Genomic DNA, 25895 nt, shown 5'->3' with positions numbered 1-25895 from the left:
AGGCGGGCGCTTCGCGCCCCGGTGGCTCAGGCGCTGCTTCCAGTCGGGCCAGAGCCCCGACCCCTGAATCAATGCTGCGATCCACTTACTTTCGATGGTGCAGCGGTCAGAGCCGGCGTCGGACCGCTTCAGTAGCCGGCAACGGCGAACCGGCAGGTAAACACATGAGGAGTGTCAGTTACCACGGCGAATCTGGGCGGGGTGTCGGGGACGGCTCGCATCTCAGCACGGAACGCGTCGAACCCGGTGCCGGAGAAGAAACCAAATCCGGGGGCATCCACCAGCCCTGGCTTCTCGCGCTGCCAGTAGTACACACCGGACTCATCATGGGGTGCGGCGCGAGAGGGGATCGCTGTCAGCCATGGCCCGTTACTGATGAGGGCAGCGACATACAGCGATCGGATTGTTGACGCGTACTCGCCGGTCAACGTCGGGAAGCTGTGGATCAACCCGATCTCCCGCTGACCAATGTGGGGCAGGGCGCAATCGCTGAACATAACCTTTTGTGCGTCGGTCAATCCAAGACCAGTGATCGCTCGCAACCGGGCGATCTGCGCAATGCTGCTGGAGCTGGCCTGTCTCACCATGGCCAGCACGACGTCGATGCTTTCGCCTAGGGCAATCACCCGACGCCCCGCCACCACGACATCATCGTCCGACATGTCCATCCATCGAGGGTAGGTAACCGGCTGGCCCCGGGATTAATGGTTGACGGGTCGAGTCCGCTGCCCAGGAGCTCCTCAACGGAGACCCCGGCGGCTCGGACGCCGGCGAAGCGGGCGTGGCCGGCGGCTGGACGTAGAAGCCGCCGTTGAGATGGAGCACGGCCGCTCCATGCAGGCCCTGGTCGGAATCGAATCGCCGTAGCGCCGATCAGGCACGACAGGCAGAGCACTGGCCGATTGGATCGATGGCCGGGTATGAACGCCGCACGTGATAGTCACCGAATCCAGCGCGATTGCTGTCCAGTCAGGCGGGAGATGGTCTCGAAGTCGCCGTCGGCGTGGAGCAGCGTCAGCTTGTGATGTCGGGCAGTAACGGCTATGAGCAGGTCCACCGGAGATGCGCATTGGTGCCAGCCCTTGTCGGCGAGGTCGCGTTGCAACCGATTTGTCTCGTCCCATGCCGAGTCCGGGATGACGTAGTACGGAAAGGTCTCATGAAGGAGGCTGTCGGCTTCGTAGAAGGCAGGACGCCCTCCAACGGCCCGAAGATATTCCTGCCGTACTGGCTCACAGATGCCGACCAGCCCCGCAGAGACTGCCTGATCCCACTCGGCACCTACTTGTCCCCTGTAGAAGCGGACCAAGGCGCTCGTGTCGATCAGATAGAGCTCGGTCACGCCACGGCCGGCTTTGTGTCGCTGCTCTTGTCGAGGACGGAGAAGTCGATTTCTCCCTCGGCCACCATCTGACGCATACGAGCCACGGCCGCCGCCCGCCGACGCCGGTCCACGATCTCCCGTAGGGCGGCGTTGACCGTGTCCTTCTTCGATGAGGTCCCAAGCAGCTTGGCGGCTTCGGCCAGAGCTTCATCGTCGAGGTCGATCACAGTTTTGGTCATGCCTGCAGACCCTCCCTGTATATACAATGCTCAATCAGTATATACAGGTGGCGGGGTCAACTCGCAGACCGTTTCGACGAAGGCGCGGACCCGGGCCGTGCCGCCGTTGACCGGCCAGATCAGGCTGTACTCGATGGGCGGCGCGTCATGGATCGGCACGAACACGATGCCGGGCCGCGCGTAGTACCGCGCGGCGCGCAGAGCGGCCGGTGACGCGCCGCGGCCGGTCGCCACGAGCGACTGCACCTCCTGCCAGTAGGCAGCGGTCGCACTGTGCGCGATGGGCCGCCCCTCGGGCGTACGGCGGGGGTAGTGGTGATCCAGCCAGTACTGCGGGACGTCGCCTGAGACGGCCACCAGCGGGGTGCGTGCCAGATCTTCCAGGCAGACCGACTCGCGCCGGGCGAACGGATGCCGTGCGTGGACCATGAGGGCGCGCGGCTCGGAGAAGACCACCGGTCCTGCGACCAGATCCGGCTCGGCGACGGGGAGCTCGGTGAGCTGCAGATCCAGCTCGCCCGAGCGCAGCGGGCCGAACGGATCGGTGAGCTGCACCTCCTGGATCCGTACGGCGCTGTCCGGGTACCGCTGTCCGAACACGTCGGCGGCTTCGATGACCGCGTCGCCCGCCCACTGGGAGGAGAAGCCGACGCGCAGCGTCCCGGTGACGGCCTTGCCGGTCGCGATCGCCCGCGCGACGGCCTCCTGGATCTGCTGGTAGGCCGGGGCCAGGTCGTCGCGGAGCCGCTGCCCGGTGGGGGTCAGCGCGACATGGCGGCTGGTGCGTTCGAACAGCGGTACGCCGATGCGGCGCTCGAGCTTCTTGATGGTCTGGCTGACCCGGCCCTGGGCCAGGCCGAGCCGCTCGGAGGTGCGCCTGAAATGCAACTCCTCGGCCAGGGTCAGGAACGCCTCGATCTCGTGCCGCTCCATCGCCTTCCCCTGACCGGCTCTCATTGGTGAGTTGGACGCACCGATCGTAGAACACATCGTGATTGTTCGGCCCCGCCGGAGGTCCGAAGGTTGGGGGCATGCAGAACGAGCTCTTCGACTACAGCCCGATCACCGAGCGCCCGCCGATCCAGTGGCCCGGCGGCGCCAGGGTCGCCGTCTACATCGGGCTCAACGTCGAGCACTTCCTGATCGACCGCCCGTCCACCAGCATCTGGCCGGGCACCGCCGACCTGGTTCCCGACGCGCTCAATTACGGCTGGCGCGACTACGGGCCCCGCGTCGGCATCTGGCGCACGATGGAGATCCTGGACCGGCACGGCGTACGGGCGAGCGTGCTGCTGAACTCCGACGTCGCCCACCACTACCCGCAGATCATCAAGGCCGGACTGGAGCGCGACTGGGCCTGGCTCGCGCACGGGCGGACCAACTCGATCCTCCAGGCGGGCATGACCCGCGAGGAGGAACGCGCCTTCCTCACCGACGTCGTCGACACCATCGCGGCCGCCACCGGCCGCAGGCCGCGCGGCTGGATGGGGCCGGGGCTGACCGAGACGTTCGACACCCCGGCCCTGCTCGCGGAGCTCGGGCTGAGCTACGTGCTCGACTGGACCAACGACGACCAGCCTTACCGGTTGAACGTGCCGGGCATGCTCAGCGTCCCGTACACGGTGGAGCTCAACGACCTGGGCCTGTTCGGCAAGGGCACCAGCGGGCCGGAGTTCGTTCAGATCGTCAAGGACCAGTACGAGCAGCTGCGCGCCGACTCCCGGGACAGCGGCCGGGTGATGGCGCTGGCCCTGCACCCGTTCGTGATCGGCCAGGCGTTCCGCGCCAAGTACCTGGACCAGGCGCTGGCCTATCTCGCGGCGCAACCCGACGCCTGGCTGACCACCAGCGACGAGATCGCCGAGCATTACCGGACACGAAGGTGATGTCGGGTGGCGCTAGTCGGGCTGGGCGAACGCCTCGCCCAGCGCCGGCAGCATGTCCCTGGGGTCGTACCCCGCGAACCAGAGCCCGACCACGAACGCCGACATGGCCTCCAGGTAACGCGCCCGGTTCAGGCCGCCGGCGCGTACCGGCTTGAATTCAAGATCCGTGACCAGTCCGGCGACAAGGTCCAGGGCGGCCGCGTCGTCGCCGCAGAGCGGGACGCCGAGTCCCTGGTGAGAGGCCCACACCTCGGCGGCGCACACGTTGAACGCCTTGACCACCCGAGCCTGTGGGGCGAGCCGGGCCACCCGCTCGGCCACCGCGTCCTCCGCCAGCAGGAACGAGGCGGGCGCGGTGGTGGACGTGTCGGGCTCGAACGCGTTGGTGCAGTCGACGACCACCCGGCCGTCCAGGGCGCCGGCCTGCCCCAGCACCTCGGCGATCGCGGTCGTGGGCACGGCCAGCAGGACCGCCTCGCCGTGCGCCGCCGCCGCCCGCAGGTCGCCGTGCCGTACCCCGATGCCCTCGGCCAGCTTGCCGGCCTTCTCCGGTGACCGCGCGCCGATCATCACCTCGTGTCCGGCCCTGGCCCAGCCCGCCCCCAGCACCTCAGCCATCTGCCCGGCCCCGAGTATGCCGATACGCATGCCTTTCCCCTTTCCGAAGGTTTCCGCGCAGCACAGTAGGCGGGTCGATAGGCACTTCCGGGTGCCTATCGGCTGGGGAAGACTGGCGGGTATGGAGCGCGACGCCCCCTTTGAGCCGTACGGAGACTTCGTTGCCGATTGCCCGGCCCGGCTGGCCGTGGACCTGTTCGCCCACGCCTGGCTCCCCGTGGTGGTGTTCGCGTTGAAGGACGGCCCCATGCGGCCCGGGGCACTGCGCCAGAGCATCGGCGGCGTCAGCCAGAAGGTGCTGACACAGACGCTGCGCCGGATGGAGCGCTGGGGCCTGGTCCGGCGCCACCGCTACGCCGAGGCCCCGCCCAGGGTGGAGTACGAGCTGACGGCGGCGGGCCAGGACCTGCTCGTCCCGATCCGCGCGCTCGGCGAGTGGGCCTACCGGCACGCCGACATGGTGCTGGCAGCATCTTCCGACCAGGCGTCGGCTCAGGGCCGGGCGGGCTAGCGGCCTGCGCCCGGGCACCCGTCAGACCGGCGCTCCACGCCTGGCTAGGGCTTGAGGCCGAGGAGTTCGGGGTTGGTGGCTCTGGCGCGCCACTCACGGTCGGGGTCGGCGATCACGCGGCGGGTCTTCAGGTCGAGCAGCCCGCTCACGTGGCTGACCTCCGCGGCCGGCGTGCCGTCGAGGCGCCGCAGGAGATGGTGTACGCGGTAGGTCTTGCCGGCGCCCCATTCCCAGGTGCAGGAGACGTCCACCTCGTCGCCGCCGCGCAGCTCGCGGTGGTATTTGATGACGGTCTCCAGGTTGACGGGGCCGAGGCCGCTGCCGAGCAGGTCCTCGACGGAGACGCCGGCGGCCCGTACGCAGGCGAAGCGGGCATGGTCGGCGTACTGCACATAGAAGCCGCCGTTGAGGTGGAGGTGGGGGTCGATCTCGTAGCTGCGTACCTCGAGGCGGACGCTGAACGGCTCAGTCATCGGGGGTCTCCTGCTCGGCCAGCCAGTGCAGTGAACGGCCGGTCAGATAGCGGCGGCCGTCGTCGCGGATCTCCAGCCAGTCGCCGCGGACCCAGCCGCCCGCCGCCTGCGGGGAGAAGCCGTGCCTGCGGAAGAGAGCGCTCGCTTCGGCCCTGGTCAGGCCCCGATCGCCCCATTCGGTGAGGAGTGATCGATAGCGGCTCTCGGCCGGGGGCTCGGTGGGATCGGCCGAGATGGCGTCGGCCAGCGCGGCGAATCCAGCGCTGATCTGGCGTAGCGCTGCGGCTATCTCATCTCTCTGCGACCACGGCGGCGGTTCCACGTGCATAGCTTAGCAATTGCTATCAATCGCTTTCCTATAGTAAGTCGCGGAATTGTCAGTGGCGGCTGGGAGGATCGGCGCCATGACCCAGCTCACCTCCGCGATCATCGATTACTGGGATGCCGCCGCGCCGACGTTCGACGAAGAGCCGGACCACGGCCTGCGGGCCGAGCGCACGCGCGCCGCGTGGGACCGCCGCCTGCGGGCCTGGGCGCCGCCCGCCCCGGCCGACGTCCTCGACGTCGGCTGCGGCACCGGCTCCCTGTCCCTCCTGCTGGCCGCGGCCGGACACCGGGTGACCGGCGTGGACCTCGCCCCGCAGATGATCGACCACGCCCGCGCCAAGCTGTCGGCCGCCGGGATCGAAGGCCGGTTCGTGGTCGGCGACGCCGCCGCGCCGCCCACCGGTGACGAACGGTTCGACATGGTGCTCTGCCGCCACCTGGTGTGGACCCTGCCCGACCCGCGGGCGGCGCTGAGCGAGTGGGTCTCCCGGCTGCGTCCGGGAGGCGGCCGGCTGGTGCTGGTCGAAGGGCGCTGGGGCGAGGCGGGGCTGCCCTATGTGGAGGGGGCCGGCTCGCTGCCGTGGAGCGGCGGCGTCCGGGCTGACGACCTGGCCGCCGCCCTGCGCCCGCTCGTCGCCGACCTGAGCGTCGAGCCGCTCAGCCACGACGCCGACCTGTGGGGCGGCCCCGTGGACGACGAACGCTATGCGATCGTCGCCCGGATCTGACGCTCTTAAAGCAGTTGAGAGTGCCGCGAGGGGGCTGCGAGCATCATGATCCATGGCCTCCCCGTGCACCTTCTGCAGGATCGTCCGCGGCACCGAGCCTTCGCAGACCGTCTACGAGGACGAGCACGTGGTCGCCTTCCTCAACATCGCCCAGGTCACCAAGGGGCACACGCTGGTGGTCCCTAGAGAGCATCACGGCAACCTGGCGGACATCCCGCTCGAGGTCGCCGCGGCGGTCATGCGTGCCACCGTTCTGGTGAGCCGGCAGCTCACCGGCGCGTTGCGGGCGCCGGGCGTCAACCTCTGGCACGCGAGCGGTGAGACCGCCGGCTGAGTCGGGGCCGTCAATACATCGGAAAACATACCCAACGCTATATCGTTCGATATAGCATCCGACTCATGATGAACGCGCGCCGCGCCCCCGGGCCGGGCCCGACGGGGCGCTTCTTCGGGCCGGGGGAGCTCCGCCTGGCCGTCCTCGCCCTCATCGCCGAGCAGCCCGGCCACGGCTACCAGGTCATGAGCCGCCTCGCCGACCGCTTCAACGGCACCTACGAGCCGAGCGCCGGCTCCATCTACCCCACCCTGCAACTGCTCGAGGACGAGGGTCTCGTACGCGTCGAGCCCGACGACGGCCGCAAGGTCTACCACGTCACCGACGAGGGCAGGCGCGCGGCCGACGAGCAGGCCGAGGAGATCGAGCGGCTCTGGGGCCGGGCGGCCGGCCGGGCCGAGTGGGGGATGTTCCGCGAACCCGAGGCCGCCGAGATCATCGGCCCGGCGCTGCGTCTGGTCAAAGCCGCCGTGAAGACGCTCGCGCACGCCCACGGCGATCCCAGGGTGGTCGAGGAGATCCAGGAGATCTTCGTCGAGGCCCGGCGCAGGATCGAGCGGCTGGATCCCAGGAAGCAGTGGAAGGAGGGGCGATGAGGCAGACCGTGGCCCGCAGGCTGCTCGACCGGATGTTCGTCGCGGGGGAGGTGCTCGATGTCGAGCAGGTGGCCGCCCGCATGCGGCGGGTCAGGATCGGGGGAGAGGCGCTCGCCGAGCTGGAATGGACGCCCGGCCAGCACGTACGGCTCCTGATCGGCGACGGCGGCGGCCTGCTGGGCGGGGTCCTGCGCACCTACTCGATCTGGGAGTACGACCCCGGCTGGGAGGCGATCGACCTCATCGGGTACGACCACGGCGGCGACTCGCCGGGCGCCTCCTGGATCAGGAACGCCAGGCCCGGCATGGAGATCGCCTTCACCAGGCCGGACGGCGGTTTCGTGGTCAAGGAGCAGGCGCCGTACCACGTGTTCGCGGGCGAGGAGACGGCCTCGGTGGCGTTCGGCGCGATGCTGCGGGCGCTGCCGGTCGGTGAGCGGGTGTTCGGCGCGGTGGAGGCCGACGGGCCGGACGGCCACCTCGACCTGCCCAAGGAGCTGGTGCGGGTGTGCCGGGGCGGCGCCTCCGCGGCCGGTTCCGAGGTCCTGGTGGACGCGGTGCGGGCCCTGGACCTGCCGGACGAGCCGGGCGTCGCCTACCTCGCCGGTGAGGCGCGCACGATCCAGGCCGTACGCGCCCACCTGGTCCGCGAGCGCGGCTGGCAGCGCAGGGACGTGCGTACGAAGCCCTTCTGGACCCCCGGCAGGAAAGGCCTCGACTGACCTGGGGCGTCGTCGACATCACGATAATAATACCGGTATAGTTATCGATCCCACGAGCCGAGGAGGCACTGTGATCGAGCTGAAGTCAGCCGGTGAGATAGCCGCGATGCGCGAGGCGGGCAGGGTCGTCGCCGCGATCCATGCCGCGGTGCGGGAGCGGGCCGCGGTCGGGGTGTCGTTGAAGGCGCTCGACGAGGTGGCGAGGACGGTCATCGAGGAGGCCGGCGCGGGGGCGTCGTTCCTGGGGTATCACCCGTCGTTCGGCGCGATGCCGTACCCGGGGGTGATCTGCACCTCCGTGAACGGGACCATGCTGCACGGCCTGCCGACCCCGTACCGGCTGCGCGACGGCGACCTGATCAGCGTCGACTGCGGCGCGATCGTCGACGGCTGGCATGCCGACGGCACGGTCAGCTTCGCCGTCGGGCACGCGCGCGAGGAGGACCTCAAGCTGATCAGGGCGGCGGAGGAGACGCTGGCGGCGGGCATCCAGGCGGCCGTGCCCGGGGGCCGGATGGGTGACATCGGCCACGCCATGTCCACGGTCGGCCGCGGCGCGGGATACGGCATGCAGAACGACTTCGGCGGCCACGGCATCGGGCGGGCCATGCACGAGTCGCCGTTCGTGCCCAACGAGGCCACCGCGGGCCGCGGGCTGCGGCTGCGGCCGGGATTGGTGATCGCGATCGAGCCGAGCCTGATGGCCGGGGGCGGCGACGACTACTACATGGCCGACGACGGCTGGTCGGTGTGCTCGGGCGACGGCAGCAGGAGCGTGCACGTCGAGCACACCGTCGCGATCACCGCCGACGGCCCGGTCATCCTGACGTTGCCGTAGGCTCACGCATCCCGAACAGGAACCTGGTCACCCTGGTACGCCGCACCAGCAGGTCATGGACGCCCACGGTCAGCACGAGCGAGACCGCCACGATGACCAGGTATTCGACCAGGATCGGCGCCTTCCACCCCACCACGAAGTAGGCCACCGCCACGACGATCGGCTGGTGCAGCACGTACAGGGGGAGCACGGCGGAAGACAGGTAGGCGTACAGCCGGCGCGGCGGTCTCCCGGCGCCGGTGGAGGGCGAGCACGGCCGGTCGAGGGCGCCGAGTATCGCGACCAGCCAGTACCACCCCGCCAGGCCATACAGGGCGCGGGCCCCGATCGCGAGCGGGGTCATGTCCGTGAACGCGTCCGCGCCGGGCGCGTCGCCCGCGATGACGAAGCCGGGAACCCCGACCGCCACCAGCACGACGCCCACGACCGCGGCGGGCACCCAGTCACGCCGCATCGCCGCGCGGAATCGGGGATCGGTCACGAAGAAGTACCCGTACAGGAAGAACAGCAGGAACGCCCACCGGCTCCAGCCGCTGAACGCCTCCTCCAGCCCCACGAAGGCGCAGACCAGCGCGATCGGCAGCCCGAGCACCAGCAGCCCGCCGCGCGGTCGCGAGAGCGCGGCGGGCCACTCAAGGGTGGGCGGCGCCCAGCGCGCGACCGCCGCGAGCAGCAGCGAGAACGTCAGCAGCAGCACCACGAACCACAGGTGCCCGGTCTCGAAGTACGTCCCGCGCAGGATGAAGGGGAAGTCGCTCAGGTCGAGCCGCACGGTGTAGAACTTCGGCAGGAACGCCAGGTAGGACTCGTGGTAGGCGGGATCGGCCCGCAGCCGCAGCCACTGGGGCAGCGGCATGATCGTGGCCGTGGCGAAGACCAGCGGCACCCCCAGCCGCAGTAATCGCTCCATGGCGAACCCGCCGGGGCCGCGGCGTGAAAGAACACCAACCCGACCACCACAAGAGCGCGCATGGCGTCGAGCTCCGGTCGACGGTCTGGGGCCGCCTGCTGCGACGGCCCGGTAGGTGCGGTCATGATCGGCCTCCCTGGCACGCACCAGTGTGAGGCCCAGGACGGGCCCGCGCCATGGTGCGGATCAGGTTCAGCCGTCGTAGGCGAAAGAGGCGTCGAAGGAGTTGCGCGCGATCCGGTCGAGCTGCTCGTCCGTCATGCCCAGCTCCCGCTGGAGCGCCACGTAGTTGTCCTCCACGTATCCGCCGAAGTAGGCGGGATCATCGGAATTGACCGTCACGACGAGGCCCTCGTCCAGCATCGCGGGCAGGATGTGGTCGCGAAGGGACGGCACGGCGCGCAGGCGCACGTTCGACAGCGGGCACACGGTCAGCGGGATCCGCTCGTCCCGCAGCCTGGCCACGAGCAGCGGATCCTCCATCGCCCGGATCCCGTGGTCCACCCGCTCCACGCGCAGCACGTCCAGCGCCTCCCACACGTAGTCGGGGCCGCCCTCCTCGCCCGCGTGCGCCACCCTCCGCAGCCCCTCGCCGGCCGCGATGTCGAACACGCGCCTGAACAGCGACGGCGGATAGCCGACCTCCGCCGAGTCCAGCCCCACCCCGATGAACGAGTCCCGGTACGGCAGGGCGGCCCGCAGCACCTGCTCGGCCTCGTCCGCGCCCCGGTCGCGCAGGAAGCAAAGGATCAGCGCCGCCGAGACGTCACCGTCCTTGAGCGCCGCCGACAGCCCGCCGAACACCACCTCCAGGGGCACGCCCCTGCTCAGGTGCGCCTGCGGGTCGAAGAAGATCTCCGCGTGCCGCACCCCCTGCTCGCCGGCCCGCCGCAGGTAGGCGGTGGCGAGGTCGTAGAAGTCCTCCTCGGTACGCAGGACCGCCATGTGCTCGTAGTAGACGTCCAGGAACGACTGCAGATCGGTGAAGGAGTAGCGGGCGCGGATGGCGTCCACGTCGAAGGTCGGCAGGTCGATCCGGTTACGCCTGGCCAGCTCGACGACGAGCTCGGGCTCGAGGGTGCCTTCGATGTGCAGATGGAGCTCTGCTTTGGGACGCATGACAACGAGTAAACCCGACCCCGCATGGTGGGAGTATCGTGTGAACCTCTGAAGTGTTGGCCTTTGAGCTGGCATAACATCAGATTTCATGAGGCTGGCGGACCTGCTCGCGCGCGAAGACCTGCGGCTGACGCTGGTGACGGGTCACGAGGCGCTCGAGCGCGAGATCCGGCGCGCGTACCCCACGGATCTGCCCGACCCCCGTCGTTACCTGGAGGCCGGAGATCTCGTGCTCACCAGCGGCGTCTGGTACGGCGCGCCGTCCGACTGCGAGCGCTTCGCCGACGCGCTATGGGCCAGCGACGCCGCCGGACTGGTGGTGGGGCTGATCGTGCTCGGCGAGCTCCCCGAGGAGCTGGTCAAGGCGTGTGAACGGCGCCGGCTGCCGCTGCTTCTGGCCGCTCCCGACCAGTCGTTCGGGGCGATCACGGAGGCCGTGACCGTCGAGGGGTTCGCGGCCGAGCAGCGCAGGGCCGAGCGGGTCAGGGCGCAGACGCTGCTCGACGTGCTGGGCCAGATCCCGCCAGGGGAGGTCTCCGCGCACCTCCGGCTGCTCGGCGCCGACCCGGGCCTGCCGACCGCGGCCATGGCGGTCACACTCACCGGCCGGGCCGACTACGACCTGCCCGAGGTGCTGCACGAGGGGCTGGCCAGGAAAGGGCGGCACCTGATCGTCGGCGGCACGCCGCGCGAGGCGATCGTGCTGGTCAACGGCAGGGCCTCGCGCAAGAGCCTCGCGGACGAGCTGCGCGGCCTGGCCGCCGAGCGGCCCGGGATGAGCATCGCGGCCGGGATCAGCGAGATGGCGGCCAGCGTGTCGCAGCTCGGCGAGGCGCTGGAGACGGCCAGGCGCGGCATGGAGTCCGCGCGGGGCGGACCGGGGCCCGTGTCGATCATGTCGGTGGCCGACATCGACAGCTTCGACCTGCTGCTGGCCACGCTGCCCGCGAGCGTGCGCCGCTCCTTCCGCGATCACCTGCTGGGGCCGGTCGAGGAGTACGACGCGCGGCACGGCTCCGAGCTGCTGCGCACGCTCGACATCTTCCTGGAGACGTGCGGGTCGTGGCAGCGCACCGCCGACGAGCTGTACGTGCACGTCAACACCTTGCGCTACCGGATGCAGCGGATCGAGGAGCTGACCGGGCGGCGGATGTCGTCGATGCGCGACCGTACGGATCTCTATCTGGCGCTGAGATCAGGGCGAGAGGCGCAATAAAGGTCAGGGCAGGCGGCCCGCGACGACGTGCCCCCGTGAGACCACGGCCACGATGTTCTCGACGGCCAGGTCCTCGATGCGCTCCCAGGGGCGGCCGCGCAGCACGACGAGGTCGGCGCCCAGCCCTTCAGCGATCCTGCCCACCGGCATGCCGATCGAGTCGGCCGCGTCGGAGGTGGCCGCGCGCAGCGCCGATCCGGCGTCCATCCCCAGGATGCGCGTCATGTGGACGACCTCGGCGAACTGGTCGCCGAACTGCACGTGGTGGCCGTTCGCGTCGGTCCCGAGCACGAACCGCACGCCCAGCGCGGCGGCCTGGGCCAGCAGCACGTCCCGGGTGGCGACCAGCTCGGCGGCCTTGGCCATGGCCTCGGGCGTGACCGGGACGCGGCCCTGCGCGATGGCCTCGTTGATCAGCAGCGTCGGCGCGACGGGCGTGCTGCGGGCGGCCAACGTCTCGGCCAGGTCCTTGCTCATGAGCGTGCCGTGCTCGATCGAGTCGACGCCCTCCTCGACGGCCACCCGGATGCCGTCCTCGGAGTGGGCGTGGGAGGCCACCAGCATGCCGAGCGCGTGCGCCTCGTCCACGACGGCCCTGATCTCGTCACGCGTGTAGTTGCGCCAGGCGTTCCTGTCGCCGATCGACAGCACGCCGCCGCTGGTGGTGAGCTTGATGCCGTCCATGCCGGCGCGGGCCCAGGTGCGTACGAGCTTGCGGCACTCGTCGGGGCCGTCGGCCGTGGGCTTCCTCGCGGGCACCGCGGGCGGCACGAACAGGTCGTTGTGCCCGGCCGTCATCCCCACCACGCCGTGCACCTGGACGCGCGGCCCGGGCAGCACCCCGGCGTCGAACACGCGGCGCAGCGCGACCTGGGCCTCGTCGCCCGCCAGGTCGCGCAGCGTCGTCACGCCGTGCCGCATCGCCCGCTGGGCGTGGGCGACGCCGTGCAGCACCTGCTCGTCCCTGGTGGTGACCAGCGGCCAGGTCGCGAAGTCCGGCGGGTCGCCCGGGCCCGCGTACCCCACCAGGTGGACGTGCGTGTCCACCAGGCCGGGCAGCACGCACAGGTCGTCGTAGCGCGGCTCGGCATCCGGCTGCACGCTGAGGATGCGGTCGGGCTCCCAGCTCAGATCGACCGGGCCCCGGTATTCGGTACCGTCCCAAAGAGGGATTCCGTCGAGTCTCATTTCACGCTCGACGCTACCGGAGCCGCCGGCCGGCTGGAGGGATCTACGGTCCTCGCGCGGCACTCTCGTAGGGACCTACAGGGGCCGCCAGCGGTTTTCCCGCGTTCCCCCTTCGCGGCCCCTGGCCGGGCCGCGCTGTCCAAAACCACCGTCACATGATGGTAATAATCGATAGATACCGTCCTGACCTGCACGTTCCCGCCGCTGCAAGGAAGAATTATGGCTATTTCCCTCGACCGCCGCGCGTTCCTGCGGACAACAGGTCTGGCCGGGCTGGCGTTCGGTCTGGCCGCCTGCGGCGAGAGCGGCACGTCGGCCGGCTCCTCCGGCGGCGGGCTCGGCTCGGTGAAACTCCAGCTCTCCTGGAAGAAGAACGTCGAGTTCGCCGGCGAGTACTTCGCCGACACCAAGGGGTACTTCAAGGCCGCCGGGTTCTCCCAGGTCGAGCTGCTGTCGGGTGGCGGCTCGGGCACCTCGGTCGAGTCGGGCCTGGCCACCGGACGCTGCTGGGCGGGCCTTTCCGCGCCCACGATCACCGCGCCGGCCATCCTCCAGGGCGCCCCGCTGAAGATCGTCGGCGCGACCTTCCAGAAGAACCCGTTCGCGATCGTCTCGCTCAGCAAGAACCCGATCGAGTCCGCCAAGGACCTGGCCGGCAAGAAGATCGGCGTCCAGGACTCCAACGAGCTGGTGTGGAACGCGCTGCTCAAGGCCAACGGCATCGACCCGTCGAGCGTGACCAGGGTGCCGTTCCAGTCGGACCCGTCGATGCTCACCTCCGGCCAGCTCGACGGCTACGTCGGCTACGTCACCAGCGGCCCCGTACGGCTGAGGATGCAGGGCCACGACCCGGCCTACCTGCTGTTCGCCGACGCCGGGCTGCCGCTGGTCGCCGAGACGTTCACGGTGACGCAGGAGACCATCGACAAGGAGCGCGACAAGCTCAAGGCGTTCCTGACCGCCGAGATCAAGGGCTGGAGGGACGCCGTCGCCGACCCGGCCAAGTCCGCCGAGCTGGCCGCCACCGTCTACGGCAAGGACCAGAACCTCGACGTCAAGGAGCAGACCGAGGAGGCCAAGATGCAGAACGAGCTCGTGGTCACCCCTGACGTCAAGGCCAACGGCCTGTTCACGATCACGCCGGAGCTGATCGAGCAGAACATCGCCTCCCTGGCCAAGGCGGGCCTGAACATCAAGGCCGAGCAGCTCTTCGACCTGACGATCCTGGACGAGGTCTACAAGGCCGACCCGAGCCTGAAGCTGTCATGACGGGCATCGGCATCGCGGGGCTGAGCAAGACCTTCGGCAAAGGAGTGACCGCGCTCCAGGGAGTCGACATCCAGACGCCGAAGGGCTCGTTCCTGTCGCTGCTCGGCCCCTCCGGCTGCGGCAAGTCCACGGTGCTGCGCATCCTGGCCGGGCTGGAAGAGCCCACGTCCGGCGAGATCCGGGTGAACGGCGAGACCCCGGAGGAGCTGCGCAGGAGCCACCACCTCGGCATCGCCTTCCAGGACTCGGCGCTGCTGGCCTGGCGGAGCGTGGCGGCCAACATCCGGCTGCCGCTCGAGGTCGCCGGGATCAAGCCGGAGCCGGGTCAGATCGAGGAGCTCATCAAGCTGGTCGGCCTGGAGGGGTTCGAGAAGGCCAGGCCCGCCGAGCTGTCGGGCGGCATGCGCCAGCGCGTGTCCATCGCCCGCGCGCTGGTGGTCAAGCCCAGCGTGCTGCTGCTCGACGAGCCGTTCGGCGCGCTGGACGACATGACCAGGCAGCGGCTCAACCTGGAGCTGCTGCGCATCTGGACCGAGAAGCCGGCCACGACGCTCATGGTCACCCACGGCATCGGCGAGGCCGTCTTCCTGTCGGACGTGGTGGCCGTCATGAGCCCCCGTCCCGGGCGGGTCGTCGAGATGGTGGAGATCGACCTGCCGCGGCCGCGCACCCCCGACATGATGCGTACGCCCGAGTTCCACGCCCTCCACGACCACCTCAGCGACCTGCTGTTCGGGCACGGCTCATGAGACGCGTCCAGGGGCTGCTCGGCGTCGTCGCGCTCATCGGGCTCTGGTGGCTGCTCGCCGTGACCGTGTTCGCCGGCGGCGGCGCGGTGCCGACTCCCTGGGCGGTGCTGTCCGCCATGGGCGCCGACGGCTGGGCCTTCTACGGCCCGAACATCTCCGCCACCCTCACCGCGGCGGTCCAGGGCTTCCTGTGGGGCAACGGGCTGGCCATCGGCGTGGCGCTGCTGGTGCTGCTCGTGCCCCGGCTGGAGGCGGTCGCCACGCAGCTCGCGGTGATCAGCTACTGCGTCCCCCTGCTCGCCATCGGCCCCATCGTGCTGGTGGTCTTCGGCGGCGACGCCACCGTGGTGTTCCTCGCCGCCATCTCCGTCTTCTTCACCACGCTCATCGGCGCCCTGCTCGGTCTGCGCTCCGCCGACCGGGCCAGCCTGGACGTCGTCACCGTGTACGGCGGCGGCCGCCTGGCCAGGCTCCGCTACGTGCAGATCATCTCCGCCCTGCCGAGCACGTTCGCCGGGCTGAAGATCTCCGCCCCCTCCGCGCTGCTCGGCGCCATCATCGGCGAGTACCTGGGCAGCAACGACGCGGGGCTGGGCGTCTCCCTGATGATCTCCCAGCAGCAGTTCCAGGTGCCGCGCACGTGGGGCCTCGCGCTCGTGGCCGGGCTGGTCGCCGGGCTCGGGTACGCGATCGTCGCCCTCGTCGCGCGCGTGGTCACCCCCTGGTCGAGAGGCGAGTCGCAGTGATCGGCCGTACCGTGCTGAGGATCGTCGGCCCGCTGCTGCCCTCCGTGGTCATCGTCGTGGCCGCGTGGTGGCTGGCCCTGGAGGCGTTCGGGATCAGCCCGCTCGTGGGCAAGCGGCCCCCGCAGGTCTGGGAGTACCTGACCTCCTCGGCCGCCCACCGCGAGGCCGTGTTCGGCGCGCTGGGCATCACGATCAGGGACGCCGCCATCGGGTTCGCCGGCGGGATGATCGCCGCCATGGCCGTGGCGGTCGCGTTCGTGCTGTTCAGGACCGTCGAGCAGACGTTCATGCCGGTCGCGATGCTGCTGCGGTCCGTGCCGCTCGTGGTGATGACGCCGCTGATCACGCTGATCTTCGGCCGGGACCTGCTCGGCGTGGCCGTCATCGGCGGCATCGTGGTGTTCTTCCCGGCGCTGGTGAACATCGCCTTCGGGCTGCGCTCCGCCTCGCCGCAGGCCACCGACCTGATCATGGCGTACGGCGGGAGCCGCATGACGGTCCTGCGCAAGGTGGCCGTGCCGACGGCGATGCCCTCGGTCTTCGCCTCGGCCCGGATCTCCGTGCCCGCCTCCATCATCGGGGCGCTCATCGCCGAGTGGCTGGCCAGCGGGCGGGGGATCGGCGCCGAGATCCTGCGGGCCATCGGCGGCTTCCGTTATGACGAGGTGTGGGCGGACATCGTGGTGGTCACGACCGTGTCCATCCTGGCGTACGCGGTCGTGGGCGTGGTCGAGTCGCTCGTCCTGGCCCGCTTCTCCGACCCGCGCGACCGCCCCTGACGCGGGCCCGCACCGCCCTCAGCGCGTCGGCGTGGGGTGTGCGGGCCCGGCCGCGGTCCTGTGTGCGGGGGGAGGCGCGGCCGGGCCCACTCGAAGGGGAGCGCGTGGGCGTGCGGTGGGAAACCGGCTCGGGTGGGGCCGGTGGAGGCCCGACGCTCCCTTGGCTCTTGGCGTCGAATCCGAATTCTGGCGGTCCCGGGGCGGCTATGTATGGAAATTTCGGACCTAACCTGGAGTCCCAAGTGGCCGGAGGGGTAAACCACGGCGGCCCCCTGGACGTCAGGGGGCCGCGGATCTCAGCGGAGCGCTAGCACTGCGCGGGCTTCAGCCAGGAGCACTCGAGGTCGCCCGCCGAACCCAGGTCCTCGGCCCGGAGCTGCACGGCGTCGGCGGTGGGATTCGCGTGGGAGAACTGGGCGAGCCTGATGGCGATCTTGTCCTCGATGTCCTTGGGCGAGGACGACAGGTACTGGTTCAGCATGATCGAGAAGATCAGCGGCTCGCCCTCGGCGCTGGTCACGTATCCGGACAGCGAGGTGACGCCGGTCAGCGAGCCGGTCTTGGCGTGGACGTTGTTCGCGGCCGGCGTGTTGCGCATCCGGCTGCGCAGGGTGCCGCCGACGAAGCGCTCGGCGTTGCCCGCGATGGGCAGCGCCTCGTACCAGGTCTTGAACCACGGCTTGCTCCGCACGGCCGTGAGCAGCTGCACGATCGAGCCCGGCGAGAAGCCGTCGCGGCGCGACAGCCCGGAGCCGTCCCGCATGTTGATCACCTGCACCCCGTTGGCCTTGGCGAAGTCGGTGCTGACCTTGAGGCCGGCCGACCAGGTGCCCTGGCCCGCGACCTTGCGTCCCATGGCCTTGGTGAGGATCTCGGCGTGGATGTTGTTGCTCAGCTTCAGGAACGGCACCAGCAGCTCGCCCAGCGTCATCGACTCGTGCTTGGCCAGCTCGACGGCCCCTTGGGGAGCCGCGCCCGTGACGGTCGGCCCGAGCACCTTCACGCCGTGCTTGGCCAGCGCGCCGCGGAACAGCGACGAGACGTACGCCGTGGCGTCGTCCACGGCCACCCACTCCTGGTACGGGTCCTTCACCGTGCCGGTGATCACGACGGTACGGCTGTTGTGCTGCCGCTCGATGAGGACGTCGGTCTCCGAGCCCACGGTGGCCCTGTTGACGATCTTCAGGTAGCCGGTCTCCGGCGTGGTGGACACCTTGACCTTGTCGCCGTCGGCCGCCACGGACACGATCACCGAGCCGGCGTCGTAGTCCCTGTCGGGCGAGGCGGTCAGCGCGGAGATGGGCGCCGCGTAGTAGGCGGTCTCGTCGTCCCACGACCAGTCGTTGCCGAGCCGCTGCGAGTCGAACCAGGTGTCGTCCGCCACCAGCTTGCCCGCGATGACCTTGACGCCTGTCGCGGCCACCTTGGCGGCCAGCGCGTCGTAGTCCTCGGCCAGCATGGTCGGGTCACCGGTGCCGCGCAGCACCAGGTCGCCGGTCAGCGCCGAGCCGATCTTACGGCCGGTGCTCAGCACGGTGGTGGGGAAGCGGTAGTCGAGCCCGAGCGTCTCCACGGCCGCGGCGGAGGTGAAGAGCTTGGTGTTGGACGCGGGAGTGAGGAGCTTGCCGGCGTCCGTGGCGTACAGCTCCTCGCCGGTGTCGGCGCTCTTGACGACGACGCCTGCCCTGGCGATCGTGAGCCGGGAGTCGCTGAGGATCTTGTTGATGTCCTGGGTCAGGTCGGCCACGCCCGCGGAGGGGTCCAGGGCGACGGCGGTGGAGGAGGGGCTGGACGCCCACGCGAGGGCCGCGACGAGCGCGCCCGCGACGAGGGATGCTGAGGTGCGCCGCATGGGGTCTCCAAGTGACTGGGAGGATCACCTGCGAGCATGAATCACCCCAGCCCCCACGCAATCCGCAAATATCCGTATTTGTCGGCGATCCGGCCACCCGGCCGAACGAAGGGCCGCGACGTCAGAGGGACGGCTGGTCCGAGGTCAGCAGGAACCCGCAGTCGCCGAACGAGATCTCGTCACCCGACCGCACCCGCGCGGGACCCACCAGCCGCCACCCGTTGAGCCGGGTGCCGTTGAGCGAGCCCAGGTCCACCAGCATCCACCCGCCGTCGCCCTCGCGCCGCAGCTCGGCGTGGACCCGGGACACCGTCAGGTCCGACAGCACGAGGTCGCATGCCGACCCCCGCCCCACCACGTAGCGCAGCCGGTCGTCGTCGGGCAGCGCCAGCCGGGGCAGCCGCGGACGGCGCCACGCCGACTGTAACCGGGTGGTGAACTCGGAGACGGAGGCGACGGCGTCGGTCAGCCGCTGCCGGAGTGAGGGCCGTCGCGGCAGGTCCGCGATCACCTCGTCGAGCTCGTGCCGGCTGCGTGCCCGCAGCACCTGGTCCACCCGGCCCACGAACGTGTCATGCGAGATCCGGCCCTCCACGGCCCGGTCCTTGAGCTCCTCGATCGCGCGGTCGCGGTCCCCGTCGGACGCGCGAAAGGGCGGATGCGTGGAACTCATGTAGCGAGTATCGGACCGGAGGCCGCTCGCTGTCCAGAATATGCGAGATCAGTTGCAGCGAGCATACTCGGTATGCATACTCAGTATTCATGTCGATCAGACACGGACTGCTCGCGTTGCTGAGCAGCGGACCGCGATACGGCTATCAGCTGCGGGTGGAGTTCGAGGCGTCCACAGGGGCGACCTGGCCGCTGAACATCGGCCAGGTCTATACGACGCTCTCCCGCCTTGAGCGTGACGGCCTGGTGGCGCCAGGGGGCGCCGACGAGCAGGGCCGCGCGGTCTACACGATCACCGAGGCCGGTCGGGAGGAGTTGGAGCGATGGTTCAGCACCCCCGTCGCCCAGACCGACCGGCCTCGGGACGAACTGGCCATCAAGATCGCGATGGCCGTCGCCGGTGACGTGGACGTCGCCGAAGTCATCCAGACCCAGCGCGCGGCCACCATGCGCGCGCTGCAGGAGCTAACGAGGGCCAAGCGGGCCGCGACCGGCGGTACGGCGCAGCGGCTGGTCCTCGATTCGTTGATTTTCAAGGCCGAGGCGGAGCAGCGCTGGCTGGACCACTGCGAGGCCGTTTCCAAGGAGAAGAAGACGTCATGACTGTGGTGGTGAGTTTGCGGGACGTGACCCGCGAGCACGGCCAGGTGCACGCCCTGAAGGGGGTGGGCCTGGAGGTGTCGGCGGGGGAGCTGGTCGCGGTCATGGGCCCGTCCGGCTCGGGCAAGTCGACCCTGCTCAACGTGGCGGGCGGCCTCGACCGGCCCACCTCGGGGACCGTGACGATCGAGGGCGAGGACCTGGCCAAGGTCAAGGACCTGGCCGCGCTCAGGCGCACCAGCGTCGGGTACGTCTTCCAGGACCTGAACCTGATCCCGTCCCTGACCGCCGCCGAGAACGTGATGCTGCCCAGGGAGCTCGACGGCGTCCGCTCCGGACAGGCACGGGAGGAGGCGCTGGCCGTACTCGCCGAGGTGGGGGCCGGAGAGGTTGCGGGCAGGTTCCCCGAGGAGCTGTCCGGCGGGCAGCGCCAGCGCGTGGCCATCGCCAGGGCGCTGGTGGGCGAGCGGCGGCTGCTGCTGGCCGACGAGCCGACCGGCGCGCTCGACACGGCCACCGGCGACGAGATCCTGCAGTTACTGCGCACCCGCTGCGACGAGGGCGCCGCGGTGCTGCTCGTCACCCACGAGCCGCGCTACGCGGCGTGGGCGGACCGGGTGGTCTACCTGCGTGACGGACTGATCGTGGAGTCGAACGCAGTCCGGCTGGAGAGCGCCAGATGAGCGCCTTCCTCGCCGCGCTGCGCATCTCGCGCAGGGACGCCCTGCGTTCCAAGGGCCGCACCGCGCTGATCATGGTGATGATCGGCCTGCCCGTCCTGGTCATCACGGCGGTGCTCACCAGCGCCGCAACTACGAGCCTCACCCCACCGGAGAAGCTCGGGTCCCTGCTGGGCGCGGCCGACGCCCGCCTCATGACCCTCCCGTTCCGCACCCCCGCCACCCAGACGGCCTCCGGCGAGGCCGGTTCGCAGCCCGATGCGGAGCGCTCCGCGCCGCAGTGGACGCCCGCCGAGCTCGGCACGCTGCTCCAGGGTCGCCTGCTCCGCTGGCAGTCGAGCACCGTTGAGGCCCGTCTGCCGGACGGCTACGACCATATGGACGTGTTCGAGGCCGATCTGCGCGACCCTATGACCAGCGGGATGCGCCGCCTGGTCGAGGGCAGGTTCGCCGCCGCGCCCGGCGAGGTCGCGGTGTCGCCCGAGATGGTCGACAGAGGCATCCGGATCGGCGACACCGTCAAGGTGTGGCGGCCGGACCGCACCGTGCGGGTGGTCGGCGTCGCCGAGAACCCGAACCGGCCCGGCATACTCGAGATGATCGCCCTGCCGGACGGGCTGCTCAAGCACCAGAACGACGGCAACAGCAGCGGCTGGCTGATCGACACCCGCGCCCCCGTCCAGTGGCCGGACGTGCGGCGGCTCAACCAGGCGGGGCTGGTCGTCAGCTCGCGCGCTGTGATCGAGAGCTCCGACTTCGACGATTCCCGGCCGCGGGACCTGCACGGGCTGGTCGAGCTGGGTGTCGCCGTCGTGCTCATCGTGACGGAGACCGTCCTGCTCGCCGGCCCCGCCTTCGCCGTCGGGCTGCGGCGCAGGCGCAGGGAGCTCGCCGTGATCGCCGCACAGGGCGGATCGGGGCGGCAGCTCAAGACGATCGTGCTGGCCGACGGCCTGGTGCTCGGCGGCCTGGCGGCCCTGGCCGGCGCCGCGCTCGGCATCGGCGCCGGGCTGGTGGCGGAGTCGTACCTGGCCCGCCGGCTGGACTGGGGGCACGGCCCCGCGGACGTGCCGTGGGGGCAGGTGCTCGGCGTGGCCGCGCTGGGCCTGGTGAGCGGGCTGACCGCGGCGATCGTGCCGGCGATCCAGGGGAGCCGGCAGAGTCCCGTTCAGGTGCTGGCGGGACGCGCCGCGGTGGACACGCACAGCCGCGCGGGCCGGCCGGCACTCGGGATCGCGCTGGTGGCGCTGGGGGTCGCGGCGAACGTGTGGGCCCTGCGAAGGGGCACGCTGTCCGTCGCGGTGGCCTCGGTACTGGTCGTGCTCGGCCTGGTCGCGCTGATGCCGTGGCTGGTCCAGGCCACGGGACGGCTCGCGGGGCGGCTGCCGCTCCCGCTGCGCCTGTCCGTGCGCGACGCCTCCCGCCACCGGGTCCGTACGGCCTCCGCCGCCGCGGCGGTGATGGCGGCCACCATGGGGGCGGTCGCCCTCGGCATCGGAGCCGACAGCTCCTTCGCCGACCGGGAGGCGAATCACGGCACGGTGACCCCCATGGGCACCACGACGTTCGACGGTATGGGCCTGGACGATCAGGCGTGGGCCAAACTGCAGGCGTTCGTCAAGGGGAAGGTGCCGGCGGGAAGCCCGGCCACCGGGCTGGACGTGATGGACGCGCAGGGCAAGCCCCTGACCGTGAGCGTCGCCTGGGAGAAGTACTGCACGAAGGATGATTGCCGCTCTTCCGACCTTTACTTCGTACCCGTGCCTGTGGGGGACGAGCGGGTGCTCGGCTTCCTCCAGGGGCGCCGGGATCCGCAGGCCGCCGCGGCACTGGCGGCGGGCAAGGCCGTGGCGTTCGACCCGCGCCTGGTGCGCGACGGCTTCGTCGAGTTGGAGGTGAGGCCGTGGGTTGCCGAAGACAACAAGCCGATCAAGTCGTTGCGGGTGCCTGCCGTGGTGTCGAAAGGGGCCGACGCCTCCCAGAGCGGCATGATCATCCCGGCGTCGGCGGTGACCGCGGCAGGGTTCAAGGCGGTGGAACGGGTCCTCTACGCGTCCTACGTCCCCGACGACGAGCAGCGTCTGAACACCGAGATCAGGACCCTGGTCGGCGAGGGCGCCTTCGCGGCCGTGAACGAGGGCTATGGCGAGGACCGCTTCATGGTTCTCCTCGTGCTGGTGGTAGCCGCGCTGGTCCTCGTGCTCGGCGGCACGTTCGCGGCCACCGGGCTGGCCGCCGCCGACATGCGCCAGGACCTCGACACCCTGGCCGCCGTCGGTGGTCCGCCGCGGGTCCGAAGGCTCGTGGTGGCGGCCCAGGCCGCCTACATCTCCGGACTCGGCGCCCTGGTCGGGCTCGTCGGGGGCACGGTCAGTGGCATCGCGCTGACCTGGCCGCTGACCCGGTCCAGCGTGGAGGTGTACAGAGGCCCCCAGGTGATCGCCGTCCCCTGGCTCTTCCTGGCCGCGGTCGTGGTGGGGCTGCCCCTGCTGGCCTCCGTCGTCGCCGGGCTGTGCGCCCGGACCCGACTGGTGCTCGCGCGCAGGGTGGTCTGAGCCCGAAGCACGGCGAACGGGGCCCGGAAGTCCGGGCCCCGTTCGCCGTGCTGGGCGTCAGTCGGTGACGCTCGCGCACACCACGTGCGCGCCGATCTCGATCATCCGGCGCTCGCTGCGCGCGTCCGCCACCCTGGCCATGAGGATCGGCGCCCCGGAGGCCGCGAACTGCGGCAGGCGGGCGCGGACCAGGCGGTGCAGGTCGCGTACGACGTCCTCGGCCGCCGACATGTGCACCTTCACGTGCAGCATGATCCCTGGAGCCCCGGACGCCGTACGCGCCTCGGAGATCCACACGTGGTGCACGAGCGGGAAGTCCATGAGCAACTGTCCGATGGCCTGCCGTAGCGCGGGCAGGATCGGATGGGTGCACCGCCGGTAGCCGGGGTCCACCTGCTGCATGGGCCCCGACAGGTGCGGCCGGGGCGCGGGCACCCACGGCAGCGTGGGCGCATGCGGACTCGGGGGCGCCACCTGGGCCAGCGCGGCACCGCGTGACACGGTCGCCATCGCCCCCGTCGCGTACGCCGCCGGCGCCGCCCCTGACAGGACGGGCGTCGGCCCGGTACGCGTCGAGGTGAGGAAGCGCTGGAGGTCGTCGATGGGCACGGCCGCGGCGGCTGGTCCGGCCGCGTCGATGACGATCTCCCGCACTCCGGTGACACGCTGGATGTCCAGGATGGTGTCGGCGTCGCACGCCGATAGGGAATGACTTCCGCGGTGCCTGGCATAGGTGGCAGCTCCGGTGTAACCGAGCAACACCCGGTCACCGGCTTGCGTCGTCCCGAGGACGACTGAGCGATCTGGTCGCACTGCCACCAGGACTCCACCGTCGGCGAGAGCGCTCAGCAGGCGATGCGGGGTGCCATGCTGTGCGAGCACGTCGGCAAGCGCAGGATTCCCGATGCTCATAAGACGAACCCTAGGTACTCGGCCACGGCTTATCAGGCTAATGGCGAATAAATCTCCCGATCAAGACAAAGATGTACGCGGAGTGGATGAGTTTGTCGCCTGACGGGTACGACGGGCCGCGTCCAGCGGACCGCCGCAGGTAGCGGACTGTGCACCTAGACCGGAGCCGTCTCACATCGTGGGTGCCTCGTGAACACGTTCACAAGCGGTGGATACACTCTGTAGGACCGCCGGGGGATCGTGGACGTGTCCCCCGAAGCCCGCCGTGCCGTTAAGGATCCACACCAGTGAACAAGCCCGTCGTTCTGGTCGCAGAAGAGCTGTCCGAGGCAGGCCTCGCCGTACTCGGGGCTGATTTCGAGGTCCGCCACACCGACGGCGCCGACCGTTCCCAGCTGCTGCCCGCCCTCGCCGACGTGGACGCCCTGATCGTCCGCTCCGCCACGCAGGTCGACGCCGAGGCCATCGCCGCCGCGCCCAAGCTGCGCGTGGTCGCCCGCGCCGGTGTCGGTCTCGACAACGTCGACGTCGAAGCCGCCACCAAGGCCGGTGTCATGGTCGTCAACGCGCCGACCTCCAACATCACCAGCGCCGCCGAGCAGACCGTCGCCCTCATCCTGGCCAGCGCGCGCAACACGGCCCAGGCCCACGCCGCGCTGAAGAACGGGGAGTGGAAGCGCTCCAAGTACACCGGTGTCGAGCTCGACGAGAAGGTCATCGGCATCCTGGGCCTGGGCAAGATCGGCCAGCTGGTGGCCCAGCGGCTCCAGCCGTTCGGCGTCGAGCTGATCGCTTACGACCCGTACCTGCCGCCGGCCCGCGCCGCGCAGATGGGCGTCAAGCTCCTCAGCCTGGAAGAGGTGCTCAAGCAGGCCGACTTCATCACCGTCCACCTCCCCAAGTCCAAGGAGACCCTCGGTCTCATCGGTGACAGGGAGCTGCACCAGGTCAAGCCGTCCGTGCGCATCATCAACGTCGCCCGCGGCGGCATCGTGGACGAGAGCGCGCTCTACTCCGCGATCAAGGAGGGCCGCGTCGCGGGCGCCGGTCTCGACGTGTTCGCCAAGGAGCCGTGCACCGACAGCCCGCTGTTCGAGCTCGACCAGGTCGTCGTCACGCCGCACCTCGGCGCCTCCACGCACGAGGCCCAGGAGAAGGCCGGCACCCAGGTCGCGCGGAGCGTGAAGCTGGCGCTCGCGGGCGAGTTCGTGCCCGACGCGGTCAACGTCCAGGGCGGCGTGGTGGCCGAGGACGTCAAGCCGGGCCTGCCGCTGGCCGAGAAGCTCGGCCGCGTGTTCACCGCGCTGGCCGGCGAGGTCGCCACCAAGCTCGACGTCGAGGTGCGCGGCGAGATCGCCTCCGAGGACGTGCGGGTGATCGAGCTGGCCGCGCTCAAGGGCGTGTTCACCGACGTGATCGAGGAGCAGGTCACGTACGTCAACGCGCCGCTGCTGGCCAAGGACCGCGGCCTCACCGTGGAGCTGGTGACCAGCTCGGAGAGCCCCGACTGGCGCAACGTCGTGACCGTGCGCGGCCTGCTGGCCGACGGCCGTCAGGTCTCGGTGTCCGGCACGCTCTCCGGCCCGCGCCAGATCACGAAGATCGTCGAGGTCAACGGCTACGAGATGGAGATCGAGCCGACGGCCCACCTGGCGTTCTACACCTACACCGACCGCCCCGGCATCGTCGGCGTGGTCGGCCGCCTGCTCGGTGAGCACGGCGTCAACATCGCCTCGATGCAGGTGGCCCGCTCCACCAAGGGCGGCAAGGCGCTCATCGCGCTCACCGTGGACTCCGCGATCCCGGCCGACGTGATCGACCAGATCGTCAACGAGATCGGCGCTGACAGCGGCCGCTCGGTGGACCTGGAGGACTGACCGCCGCTATTTCCGGCCCTGGGGCCGTCACCTGGATCGTCCAGGTGACGGCCCCTTTGGCGTCTCAGCATGCGAGATGCTAGGACATCCAACGAGATTGCTGAGGTACTGTTTCAGGTAATGCGCCAGGTGCTCGTACTTATTACCTGCCGCGGCGGGGCCTGTTAGGGCAGGT

At 70.3% G+C, this 25895-nt stretch carries 29 protein-coding genes; 16 read left to right on the top strand and 13 right to left on the bottom strand.

The features are described from left to right. Positions 1-128: 128 nt before the first annotated feature. The 4 genes from AB0J64_RS05040 to AB0J64_RS05025 form a co-directional block, all read right to left on the bottom strand. Entirely contained in the window at positions 129-668 is a 540-nt protein-coding gene (locus AB0J64_RS05040; protein ID WP_364020822.1) for a hypothetical protein, read from the bottom strand. Positions 669-940: 272 nt separating this feature from the next. Then, the gene (locus AB0J64_RS05035) at positions 941-1342 is read right to left on the bottom strand and encodes a PIN domain nuclease (RefSeq protein ID WP_364020819.1); all 402 of its coding nucleotides are present in this window, start codon (positions 1340-1342) and stop codon (positions 941-943) included. Then, positions 1339-1551 (bottom strand): type II toxin-antitoxin system VapB family antitoxin, encoded by a 213-nt coding sequence (locus AB0J64_RS05030; RefSeq protein ID WP_364020816.1) that lies wholly within the window; start codon positions 1549-1551, stop codon positions 1339-1341. The genes AB0J64_RS05035 and AB0J64_RS05030 overlap by 4 nt, the downstream gene beginning before the upstream one ends. 42 nt (positions 1552-1593) lie before the next feature. Then, positions 1594-2496, bottom strand: a complete 903-nt coding sequence (locus AB0J64_RS05025) for a LysR family transcriptional regulator (protein ID WP_364020813.1) — start codon at positions 2494-2496, stop codon at positions 1594-1596. A gap of 98 nt (positions 2497-2594) precedes the next feature. Here AB0J64_RS05025 and AB0J64_RS05020 point away from each other — a divergent pair, with 98 nt between their 5' ends. Beyond that, a complete protein-coding gene (locus tag AB0J64_RS05020; RefSeq protein ID WP_364020810.1) occupies positions 2595-3449 on the top strand; it encodes a polysaccharide deacetylase family protein in 855 nt (284 codons plus the stop codon). A gap of 12 nt (positions 3450-3461) precedes the next feature. On the opposite strand, the gene AB0J64_RS05015 is transcribed toward AB0J64_RS05020, so the two are convergent. After that, complete coding sequence (locus tag AB0J64_RS05015) at positions 3462-4097, bottom strand: NAD(P)-binding domain-containing protein (RefSeq protein WP_364020807.1); 636 nt, start codon at positions 4095-4097, stop codon at positions 3462-3464. 91 nt (positions 4098-4188) lie between these two features. Between AB0J64_RS05015 and AB0J64_RS05010 the strand changes: the two genes are divergently transcribed. Then, on the top strand, positions 4189-4578 hold the full coding sequence (locus AB0J64_RS05010) for a helix-turn-helix domain-containing protein (RefSeq protein ID WP_364020804.1): 390 nt from the start codon (positions 4189-4191) through the stop codon (positions 4576-4578). Positions 4579-4622: 44 nt separating this feature from the next. Here AB0J64_RS05010 and AB0J64_RS05005 read toward each other — a convergent pair whose 3' ends face one another. Both AB0J64_RS05005 and AB0J64_RS05000 read right to left on the bottom strand, forming a co-directional pair. Beyond that, positions 4623-5051: an acyl-CoA thioesterase gene (locus tag AB0J64_RS05005; RefSeq protein ID WP_364020802.1), complete on the bottom strand. Its 429-nt coding sequence runs from the start codon at positions 5049-5051 to the stop codon at positions 4623-4625. Further along, a complete protein-coding gene (locus tag AB0J64_RS05000) occupies positions 5044-5373 on the bottom strand; it encodes a hypothetical protein (protein WP_364020799.1) in 330 nt (109 codons plus the stop codon). The genes AB0J64_RS05005 and AB0J64_RS05000 overlap by 8 nt, the downstream gene beginning before the upstream one ends. An 82-nt stretch (positions 5374-5455) precedes the next feature. Between AB0J64_RS05000 and AB0J64_RS04995 the strand changes: the two genes are divergently transcribed. The 5 genes from AB0J64_RS04995 (at position 5456) to map (ending at position 8596) form a co-directional block, all read left to right on the top strand. Continuing rightward, a complete protein-coding gene (locus AB0J64_RS04995) occupies positions 5456-6106 on the top strand; it encodes a class I SAM-dependent methyltransferase (RefSeq protein ID WP_364020796.1) in 651 nt (216 codons plus the stop codon). A 52-nt stretch (positions 6107-6158) separates the two neighbouring features. Beyond that, positions 6159-6440: an HIT domain-containing protein gene (locus tag AB0J64_RS04990; RefSeq protein ID WP_364020793.1), complete on the top strand. Its 282-nt coding sequence runs from the start codon at positions 6159-6161 to the stop codon at positions 6438-6440. Positions 6441-6505: 65 nt separating this feature from the next. Continuing rightward, a complete protein-coding gene (locus AB0J64_RS04985; RefSeq protein WP_364020791.1) occupies positions 6506-7036 on the top strand; it encodes a PadR family transcriptional regulator in 531 nt (176 codons plus the stop codon). After that, on the top strand, positions 7033-7758 hold the full coding sequence (locus AB0J64_RS04980; protein ID WP_364020788.1) for a siderophore-interacting protein: 726 nt from the start codon (positions 7033-7035) through the stop codon (positions 7756-7758). The genes AB0J64_RS04985 and AB0J64_RS04980 overlap by 4 nt, the downstream gene beginning before the upstream one ends. Positions 7759-7828: 70 nt before the next feature. Further along, on the top strand, positions 7829-8596 hold the full coding sequence (map, locus tag AB0J64_RS04975; RefSeq protein WP_364020785.1) for a type I methionyl aminopeptidase: 768 nt from the start codon (positions 7829-7831) through the stop codon (positions 8594-8596). Here the strand turns inward: map and AB0J64_RS04970 are convergent. Next, positions 8577-9506 carry an acyltransferase family protein gene (locus tag AB0J64_RS04970; RefSeq protein WP_364020782.1) on the bottom strand — a complete coding sequence of 310 codons (930 nt, stop codon included), beginning with the start codon at positions 9504-9506 and terminating at the stop codon, positions 8577-8579. The genes map and AB0J64_RS04970 overlap by 20 nt on opposite strands. A 192-nt stretch (positions 9507-9698) precedes the next feature. Further along, entirely contained in the window at positions 9699-10625 is a 927-nt protein-coding gene (locus AB0J64_RS04965) for an adenosine deaminase (RefSeq protein ID WP_364020779.1), read from the bottom strand. An 88-nt stretch (positions 10626-10713) separates the two neighbouring features. Between AB0J64_RS04965 and AB0J64_RS04960 the strand changes: the two genes are divergently transcribed. Continuing rightward, positions 10714-11841 carry a helix-turn-helix domain-containing protein gene (locus AB0J64_RS04960; protein ID WP_364020776.1) on the top strand — a complete coding sequence of 376 codons (1128 nt, stop codon included), beginning with the start codon at positions 10714-10716 and terminating at the stop codon, positions 11839-11841. Between the two features lie 3 nt (positions 11842-11844). Here the strand turns inward: AB0J64_RS04960 and AB0J64_RS04955 are convergent, their stop codons facing one another. Next, positions 11845-13029 carry an amidohydrolase family protein gene (locus tag AB0J64_RS04955; protein ID WP_364020773.1) on the bottom strand — a complete coding sequence of 395 codons (1185 nt, stop codon included), beginning with the start codon at positions 13027-13029 and terminating at the stop codon, positions 11845-11847. A gap of 219 nt (positions 13030-13248) precedes the next feature. Between AB0J64_RS04955 and AB0J64_RS04950 the strand changes: the two genes are divergently transcribed. The 4 genes from AB0J64_RS04950 to AB0J64_RS04935 are packed head-to-tail and all read left to right on the top strand — an operon-like array spanning position 13249 to position 16572. Beyond that, positions 13249-14298 carry an ABC transporter substrate-binding protein gene (locus AB0J64_RS04950; protein WP_364020770.1) on the top strand — a complete coding sequence of 350 codons (1050 nt, stop codon included), beginning with the start codon at positions 13249-13251 and terminating at the stop codon, positions 14296-14298. Next, positions 14295-15047: an ABC transporter ATP-binding protein gene (locus AB0J64_RS04945; RefSeq protein WP_364020767.1), complete on the top strand. Its 753-nt coding sequence runs from the start codon at positions 14295-14297 to the stop codon at positions 15045-15047. Before AB0J64_RS04950 ends, AB0J64_RS04945 begins: the two co-directional genes overlap by 4 nt. After that, positions 15044-15793, top strand: a complete 750-nt coding sequence (locus tag AB0J64_RS04940; RefSeq protein WP_364020764.1) for an ABC transporter permease subunit — start codon at positions 15044-15046, stop codon at positions 15791-15793. The genes AB0J64_RS04945 and AB0J64_RS04940 overlap by 4 nt, the downstream gene beginning before the upstream one ends. Continuing rightward, a complete protein-coding gene (locus AB0J64_RS04935; RefSeq protein WP_364020761.1) occupies positions 15790-16572 on the top strand; it encodes an ABC transporter permease subunit in 783 nt (260 codons plus the stop codon). Before AB0J64_RS04940 ends, AB0J64_RS04935 begins: the two co-directional genes overlap by 4 nt. Positions 16573-16879: 307 nt before the next feature. On the opposite strand, the gene dacB is transcribed toward AB0J64_RS04935, so the two are convergent. Both dacB and AB0J64_RS04925 read right to left on the bottom strand, forming a co-directional pair. Next, entirely contained in the window at positions 16880-18424 is a 1545-nt protein-coding gene (gene dacB / locus AB0J64_RS04930; RefSeq protein WP_364020758.1) for a D-alanyl-D-alanine carboxypeptidase/D-alanyl-D-alanine-endopeptidase, read from the bottom strand. A gap of 121 nt (positions 18425-18545) precedes the next feature. Further along, entirely contained in the window at positions 18546-19097 is a 552-nt protein-coding gene (locus AB0J64_RS04925) for a DUF1707 and FHA domain-containing protein (RefSeq protein WP_364020755.1), read from the bottom strand. 89 nt (positions 19098-19186) lie between these two features. Here AB0J64_RS04925 and AB0J64_RS04920 point away from each other — a divergent pair, with 89 nt between their 5' ends. From AB0J64_RS04920 to AB0J64_RS04910, 3 genes are read left to right on the top strand one after another with little or no spacing between them, the layout of a single operon-like run. Next, entirely contained in the window at positions 19187-19699 is a 513-nt protein-coding gene (locus AB0J64_RS04920) for a PadR family transcriptional regulator (protein WP_357602645.1), read from the top strand. Further along, the gene (locus AB0J64_RS04915) at positions 19696-20379 is read left to right on the top strand and encodes an ABC transporter ATP-binding protein (RefSeq protein WP_364020751.1); all 684 of its coding nucleotides are present in this window, start codon (positions 19696-19698) and stop codon (positions 20377-20379) included. The genes AB0J64_RS04920 and AB0J64_RS04915 overlap by 4 nt, the downstream gene beginning before the upstream one ends. Further along, positions 20376-22931 (top strand): FtsX-like permease family protein, encoded by a 2556-nt coding sequence (locus AB0J64_RS04910; RefSeq protein ID WP_364020746.1) that lies wholly within the window; start codon positions 20376-20378, stop codon positions 22929-22931. Before AB0J64_RS04915 ends, AB0J64_RS04910 begins: the two co-directional genes overlap by 4 nt. Before the next feature lie 57 nt (positions 22932-22988). On the opposite strand, the gene AB0J64_RS04905 is transcribed toward AB0J64_RS04910, so the two are convergent. Then, positions 22989-23843: a hypothetical protein gene (locus AB0J64_RS04905; RefSeq protein ID WP_364020744.1), complete on the bottom strand. Its 855-nt coding sequence runs from the start codon at positions 23841-23843 to the stop codon at positions 22989-22991. Positions 23844-24130: 287 nt separating this feature from the next. Here AB0J64_RS04905 and serA point away from each other — a divergent pair, with 287 nt between their 5' ends. Further along, the gene (gene serA, locus AB0J64_RS04900) at positions 24131-25720 is read left to right on the top strand and encodes a phosphoglycerate dehydrogenase (protein ID WP_364020741.1); all 1590 of its coding nucleotides are present in this window, start codon (positions 24131-24133) and stop codon (positions 25718-25720) included. Positions 25721-25895 lie beyond the last annotated feature (175 nt).

It is taken from the genome of Nonomuraea sp. NPDC049695 (assembly GCF_040674955.1).
GTDB classification, from domain to species: Bacteria; Actinomycetota; Actinomycetes; order Streptosporangiales; family Streptosporangiaceae; genus Nonomuraea; species Nonomuraea helvata.
Note: the sequence above shows the minus strand (reverse complement) of the source record. Positions and strands in the feature narration are given on the sequence as shown.